This window comes from Pseudomonas sp. DW-iso17, from assembly GCF_058725345.1.
In genome coordinates this window covers 145,716-152,498 of sequence record NZ_JBZXEA010000005.1, presented here as the reverse complement: position 1 = coordinate 152,498, position 6,783 = coordinate 145,716, and the positions used below count along the sequence as shown (strand labels likewise).

At 60.9% G+C, this 6,783-nt stretch carries 6 protein-coding genes; 3 read left to right on the top strand and 3 right to left on the bottom strand.

Translation table 11 applies throughout. From position 1 onward, the window contains the following. Positions 1-505 precede the first annotated feature (505 nt). Entirely contained in the window at positions 506-739 is a 234-nt protein-coding gene (locus AC4PS6_RS05135; protein WP_014717511.1) for a hypothetical protein, read from the top strand. A 36-nt stretch (positions 740-775) separates the two neighbouring features. Here AC4PS6_RS05135 and sulA read toward each other — a convergent pair whose 3' ends face one another. Then, positions 776-1,249 carry an SOS-induced cell division inhibitor SulA gene (gene sulA / locus AC4PS6_RS05130; RefSeq protein WP_005786162.1) on the bottom strand — a complete coding sequence of 158 codons (474 nt, stop codon included), beginning with the start codon at positions 1,247-1,249 and terminating at the stop codon, positions 776-778. A 10-nt stretch (positions 1,250-1,259) separates the two neighbouring features. Then, a complete protein-coding gene (lexA, locus tag AC4PS6_RS05125; RefSeq protein ID WP_003172575.1) occupies positions 1,260-1,868 on the bottom strand; it encodes a transcriptional repressor LexA in 609 nt (202 codons plus the stop codon). 263 nt (positions 1,869-2,131) lie between these two features. On the opposite strand from lexA, the gene AC4PS6_RS05120 reads away from it, so the two are divergent. Together AC4PS6_RS05120 and nagZ are read left to right on the top strand one after the other, a co-directional pair. Further along, complete coding sequence (locus AC4PS6_RS05120; protein WP_014717512.1) at positions 2,132-2,839, top strand: TetR/AcrR family transcriptional regulator; 708 nt, start codon at positions 2,132-2,134, stop codon at positions 2,837-2,839. A gap of 135 nt (positions 2,840-2,974) precedes the next feature. After that, positions 2,975-3,985 carry a beta-N-acetylhexosaminidase gene (gene nagZ, locus AC4PS6_RS05115; RefSeq protein WP_019818244.1) on the top strand — a complete coding sequence of 337 codons (1,011 nt, stop codon included), beginning with the start codon at positions 2,975-2,977 and terminating at the stop codon, positions 3,983-3,985. Positions 3,986-4,086: 101 nt separating this feature from the next. Here the strand turns inward: nagZ and AC4PS6_RS05110 are convergent, their stop codons facing one another. After that, a complete protein-coding gene (locus tag AC4PS6_RS05110) occupies positions 4,087-6,777 on the bottom strand; it encodes a DEAD/DEAH box helicase (protein ID WP_038449470.1) in 2,691 nt (896 codons plus the stop codon). Positions 6,778-6,783 lie beyond the last annotated feature (6 nt).

Sequence of the window (6,783 nt, the reverse complement as noted above, 5' to 3'; positions counted from 1 at the left end):
AGCTGGCTTGCCTGCGATGACGGCCTGCCAGCCGACACCTATCGATCTGATGCCCCGCGTTCAACCTGTGGCAGCTGGCTTGCCTGCGATGGCGGCCTGACAGGCGACCCTGTTATACCGAGTACATATCCATTCCTGCGGTAACGGCCACTTAGGGTTCCGCCTGACGGCGGGTCACTTTGGAAAAGCCGGAATGCCAGCGTGGTTTAACGGGGCGCCTGAGATCAAGATCAAAAGCAGATCAAAAGCTACTCGCTTCGCATCGTGCTTACCGTTGGCTGCTTTAGCCTGCAAAGTTGTATAGGTACTTATGCTGCGATAGCGGTGGGTTAGTTTGCTGATTATGCGCTGATACTCCGCCATCGCAGGCAAGCCAGCTCCCACATAGAGACGCGTGTTCCCTAGGGCGCCATTCATCACACCGTAAACAAACCTGTCCATATCCCCTGCGAGGCTGGGTGGATGACTGATATAATCCCAGGCCTTTCGTGGAGAACAGACTTTTATGCCAACGTCCTTTCTGGAAATTGTTGAACTGCCTGACGGCCGAATCGAACTGCGCCGGGCTGAGGACGAGGGTTCTCTGGTTATTCTGGATTTCTCCGAAGACGCCAAGGTCTTCCTGCAAGGCCAGCACGTCGAAGTGGCTAAAGCCATGTTGAGCGTGGGCGTGCAGATGGCAGGTCGCCTTGCCGAAGGCGAGCCGGAGAAAGATGAAGGGCCGCGCGTTCTTCACTGAGTCCTTTGTGACGGCTGCTTCTGTGGCGCGCCATCATTACCCCAATCGAATATTCAAACTCTGTGCATCACCCGTGCGCGCAGCACTGATCAGTTGCTGCTTGGCGCTGGCATTCAGCGGGTTCAACCAGCTCACCACCGTATGGCTGCGGCCCAGGCGCAAGGCTTCGCAGGTTAGCTGCTGGGCACTTTGCGCGCCGCGTGGTTGCAGCAACAGGATACGCTCACGGTTGAGCCCAGCGTCCCGCAGCCAGGCCTGGGTGAGGCTGGCGGGCGGGGCGATCAGTGTCAGCCAGCGGGCGTCCTGATCTTCGCTCAATTCGCGCAGGATAGGTGCCAGCAGGTTCAGGCAGCTCTCAGCCGCACCGCGCAACGACAGTTCACTGAACGCCTCAGGTTCGCCGCCCCAGGGGGCTTCGACCGTTTCCTTGAGGATTGGCGCAAGGGGCTGGGCCATGAAGGCCTCGAACAGCGACAGTTGTGTATGTTGTGGGGTGTGCACGAGCTGCATGATGCCTCCTTTAGCGGCGAATGACGCCGACACTCAAGCCTTCGATCACCAGGTCCTGGTCTTTCAGGTTGACTTCGATCGGGGCAAACTCAGGGTTTTCGGCCAGGAGCCAGACCTTGCTGCCTTCGCGCTTGAAGCGTTTGACCGTGACCTCGTCGCCGATACGGGCCACGACGATCTGGCCATTGCGGGCTTCGCGGGTGGTATGCACGGCCAGCAGGTCGCCGTCGAAGATACCCACGTCCTTCATGCTCATGCCGTGCACACGCAACAGGTAGTCGGCGCGAGGGTGGAAGAAGGTCGGGTTGATGTTGCAGGATTCCTCGACGTGCTGCTGCGCCAGGATCGGCGCACCTGCGGCGACGCGACCGATGATCGGCAATGTCGACTCGTCGGCCTTGGCTTCGAAGCCAGGGATGCGGATACCTCGCGAAGCACCCGGGGTCATCTCGATCGCACCTTTGCGAGCGAGGGCCTTGAGGTGTTCCTCGGCGGCGTTCGGGGACTTGAACCCCAGTTCCAGGGCAATCTCCGCACGGGTAGGCGGGTAACCATTGTCATCAAGGCAGCGCTTGATAAAAGCCAGAATCTCAGCTTGGCGTGGCGTCAGTTTTAGCATGTTGATCGCTCTGTCTTTTTATACAGTGACTGGGATTATATACAGTGAACTGCGCTTGGCAATCATCCTTTTTAGTGGCCCCGCTGGACGGTCATCCGTCAGCCGTCCTACAGAGCAGAAGCGGCGCTGCCTACACAGCTGCAAGGATGTGATTAAATAGCGACGAATCAGATGACTGACCAGCCGCAAAGCGGACCCGCAGGCTTGACAAGACACACTCTGAAACGTATGTTTCAAACAAGTGTTTGTCAGGCGGAGTAGCCATGGCCCAGTCGGAAACCGTTGAACGCATTCTCGATGCTGCCGAGCAATTGTTCGCGGAAAAAGGATTTGCTGAAACTTCATTGCGCCTGATCACCAGCAAGGCTGGGGTCAACCTGGCCGCCGTGAACTATCATTTCGGCTCGAAAAAGGCCCTGATCCAGGCGGTGTTCTCACGCTTTCTGGGCCCGTTCTGCACAAGCCTCGACCGTGAGCTGGAACGCCGCCAGGCCAAGGCCGATCACAAGCCGAGCCTGGAAGAGCTGCTGGAAATCCTCGTGGAGCAAGCGTTGGTCGTGCAGCCTCGCAGCGGCAACGACCTGTCGATCTTCATGCGCCTGCTGGGCCTGGCGTTCAGCCAGAGCCAGGGCCACTTGCGCCGCTACCTGGAAGACATGTACGGCAAGGTGTTCCGCCGCTATATGCTGTTGGTCAACGAAGCGGCGCCGCGTATTCCACCTATCGAGCTGTTCTGGCGTGTGCATTTCATGCTCGGTGCCGCAGCTTTCAGCATGTCGGGTATCAAGGCGCTGCGGGCAATTGCCGAGACCGATTTCGGTGTGAACACGTCCATCGAGCAAGTCATGCGCCTGATGGTGCCGTTCCTTGCCGCTGGCATGCGCGCCGAAACCGGCGTCAGCGACCCGGCCATGGCCGCCGCCCAGTTGCGCCCACGCAGCAAAACCGTACCGGTCGCCGCCAAGGTTTGATCGCTGCGGGTGGGCGCGGCCGCTTGCATCCGCTAAGCTAGCCGCCATGCCGATTTCAGCTATTTATTCGCAACCCGTCGTCCTTGCCGTGCCTGGCAAGGACGACGGGTTGTGTGCGTTATTTAAGGAAGGTTTATGACTGCTGCCCTGCAAGGTTCTTTGATGGTCGACGTCGCCGGTACCTGGCTCACGGCCGAGGATCGTCATCTGTTGCGCCAACCGGAAGTGGGCGGCCTGATTATTTTTGCGCGCAATATCGAGCACCCGCGCCAGGTTCGCGAGTTGAGCGCCGCGATTCGTGCAGTGCGCCCGGACTTGCTGTTGGCCGTGGACCAGGAGGGCGGTCGCGTGCAGCGTCTGCGCCAAGGCTTCGTGCGCCTGCCGGCCATGCGTGCGCTGGCGGATAACCCCAACGCTGAATACCTGGCCGAACAGTGCGGCTGGATCATGGCCACCGAGGTGCTGGCGGTGGGCCTGGACCTGAGTTTTGCCCCCGTGCTGGACCTCGACTACCAACGCAGCGCCGTGGTCGGTACCCGTGCTTTCGAAGGCGACCCCGAGCGCGCTGCCGTGCTCGCGGGTGCCTTTATCCGTGGCATGAACAGCGCCGGTATGGCCGCCACCGGCAAGCACTTCCCTGGCCATGGTTGGGCCGAGGCCGATTCCCACGTTGCCATTCCCAATGATGAACGCAGCCTGGAGCAGATTCGCGCCAACGACCTGGTGCCTTTCGCACGCCTGAGCAAGCAATTGGCCGCCGTGATGCCGGCGCACGTCATCTACCCGCAGGTCGATGCCCAGCCTGCTGGTTTTTCGCGCCGCTGGTTGCAGGACATCCTGCGCGGTGAGTTGCAGTTTGACGGGGTAATCTTCAGCGATGACCTGTCCATGGCCGGCGCCCATGTGGTCGGCGATGCGGCCAGCCGTATCGAAGCGGCGCTGACCGCCGGTTGTGACATGGGCTTGGTGTGCAATGACCGTGCGGCGGCCGAGCTGGCGCTCAGTGCAGCACAGCGGATGAAGGTCACGCCATCGGCGCGGATTGCGCGTATGCGTGGGCAGGCGGTTGCCTCGACGGACTATAAGCAGGACCCGCGTTGGCTGACAGCGCTTACTGCGTTGCGCGATGCGCAGTTGATCGACTGAAAACCGAAGCGCGGCCATCGCAGGCAAGCCAGCTCCCACATTTTGATTTGTGAATACAGTCAGGTGTGGGAGCGGGCTTGCTCGCGAAGGCGGCCGAACAGTCAGCGCTTTTCTTGCTTATTGGGCAACGGCGCAAACAACGCTTCAATCTCCTCATTGCCCAACTGCCAATCCCCCGTGGTTCGCCCATCCAGCACGCCCGCAGCCAGATCGGACTTCTCCTTCTGCAAGTGCTGGATTTTCTCCTCTACCGTGCCCCGGGCAATCATCTTGTACACGAACACCGGCTTTTCCTGGCCGATGCGGTATGCACGGTCGGTGGCCTGGTTTTCCGTGGCTGGGTTCCACCAGGGGTCGTAGTGGATAACCGTGTCGGCTTCGGTCAGGTTCAAGCCCACGCCGCCAGCCTTGAGACTGATTAAAAAGATCTGCAACTTACCGCTCTGGAAATCCTTCACCGGTGTACGTCGATCCCGGGTCTGGCCGGTCAGCAGGGCGTAGGCAATGCCGCGCTTTTTCAGTTCGGCCTCGATCAGGCTCAGCATCGAGGTGAACTGTGAGAACAGCAGGATCCGGCGGCCTTCAGCAAACAGCTCGTCGAGCATGTCCATCAGGCTGTCGAGCTTGCCCGAGCTGCTGCCACGGGCGGGCAGGGTGGCGTCGTTGACAAGGCGCAAGTCGCAGCACACCTGGCGCAGTTTGAGCAGGGCTTCGAGGATGATGATCTGGCTGCGGGCCACGCCCTTGCGGGTGATCTCGTCGCGGACCTTTTTATCCATGGCCAGGCGCATGGTTTCGTACACGTCGCGCTGGGCCTCGTTGAGGTCGACCCAGTGGATGATTTCGGTTTTGGGTGGCAGTTCGGTTGCCACTTGTTCCTTGGTGCGGCGGAGCAGGAAGGGTTTGATCCGACCGTTGAGGTGCTGCAATCGCACATCGCTGGCACGTTTTTCAATCGGCACGCGGTAATCACGGTTGAAGCTCTTCACGTCGCCCAGCCAGCCCGGCAGCAGGAAGTGGAACAGCGACCACAGTTCGCCCAAGTGGTTTTCCAAAGGCGTGCCGCTCAGGCACAGGCGCTGGCGTGCATTCAGCTCGCGTGCGGCCTGGGCCGCCTTGCTGGACGGGTTCTTGATGTACTGCGCTTCATCCAGGATCAAGACGTGCAAGGGCAGGGCGGCGAGCTGTTCAATGTCCTTGGGCAGCAGGGCGTAGGTGGTCAGCAGCAGGTCGTAGTCATTCAGGTTGGCGAAATGTTTCTTACGCCCCGCGCCATAAAGTGCCTGCACTCTCAACTGCGGGGTGAAGTGCGCGGCTTCATCCAGCCAGTTCGGGATCAGGCTGGTAGGCATCACGACCATGCACGGCCGATCAAGGCGCCCTGCGTTTTTTTCGGTGAGGATGTGCGCCAGGGTCTGCAAGGTTTTGCCCAGGCCCATGTCATCCGCAAGTATCCCACCCACCTCCAGTTGGCGCAGCGACTGCATCCAGCTCAGACCTTCCAACTGGTAGGGGCGCAAGGTCGCATTCAGGCCTTCGGGCGCCACGCAGGTGAAATCCTTGATATCGCGCAGGCGCTGGGCGAAGGTGCGGATCTTCTCGCCGCCTTCCCATTGCAGTGGCAGGTCTTCCAGCGGGTTGAGGCGTATGGCGTCGGCCTTGGCCAGGCGCAGCGCGGTGGTGCCGGCTTCCTGCAGGTAAAACTCGCCGAGGGTCGCCAGCACCGGCTTCAAGCGGCCGTAGGGCAGCGCCACTTGCAGCGGGCCGTGGCCGTTGGGCAGGCCGGGGATGTTCACCAGGATCAGCTCTTCATCGCGGCGCCGCGCCAGTTTCTCCGGGTTGAGGATCTCGGTGTGGGAGCGCATCAGGTTCAGCAGGATCGGCAGCAGGCTCAAACGTTCGCCGTTGACGATGATGCCCAGCTCCAGGTCGAACCAATCGCGTTCCGGCCCTTCATCGACCGTGGCATACCAGTCATCGACGGGGCTGAGATCAAAGCCGAAGTCTTCATCGATCTGCAGCTCCCAGCCCTCGGCACGCAAAGTGGGCGACACATTGAGGGTGAAGTTCAGCCAGGCACTGTCATTGACCATTTCGAAGAGCTCGCCGGCGCTTTCCGGCAGGGCCTTGCTCTGGCGCGTGGCGATCTTGAAGCCAAGCAGGCGCAGGTGTTCGCGATAGGCCTGTTCTTGCTCGGGATGGCGCTTGATCCGCAGGCTCTGCGTCTCTTGGCGCACAATGATGTCAGCATTTTTTTGCCCGCTGACATAGTTGCCCAGGTAGTTGAACGACAACGCCGCACGGTGCTGGATATAGCGCTGCATCTTGCCGTTGCGCGGTTCGAACGCGCTGAACTCCACGCTGGCCAGCCACAGGCGTGGCACCGGTTGCACGTCGTCCATCACCACTTGCGGCAGGACCACGCGGTTATCGAGCACCGCCTGGAGCTTCTCCAGCAGCTGCGCATCCTGAGCCGCTGCCGGGTAGGCCAGGGTTTCCTGGACCTTGAGCAGCACCGCCGCGATGTGTTTGCAGTTGGTGTGCACCGGGCACGTGCAGCGGCTGTCCACCAAGATCAGCAGGCCCTTGGCCGATTCGCGCAGTGAGATGGTCTGGCGGTAAACATTACCGCCCGAGCCTTCGCAACTGGCGGTGATGGTGCTGTCGCCGCACTCGACGATGCGCACGCGGTTCTCCAGGGCGTAGCGTCGCCCGCGCTCGAGGCTTTGCTCTTTGAAGCGATTGGCCCACGAAGGGGCCAGGGGTTTGGTCAACGACGACGTCAGGGGCATGGCGCG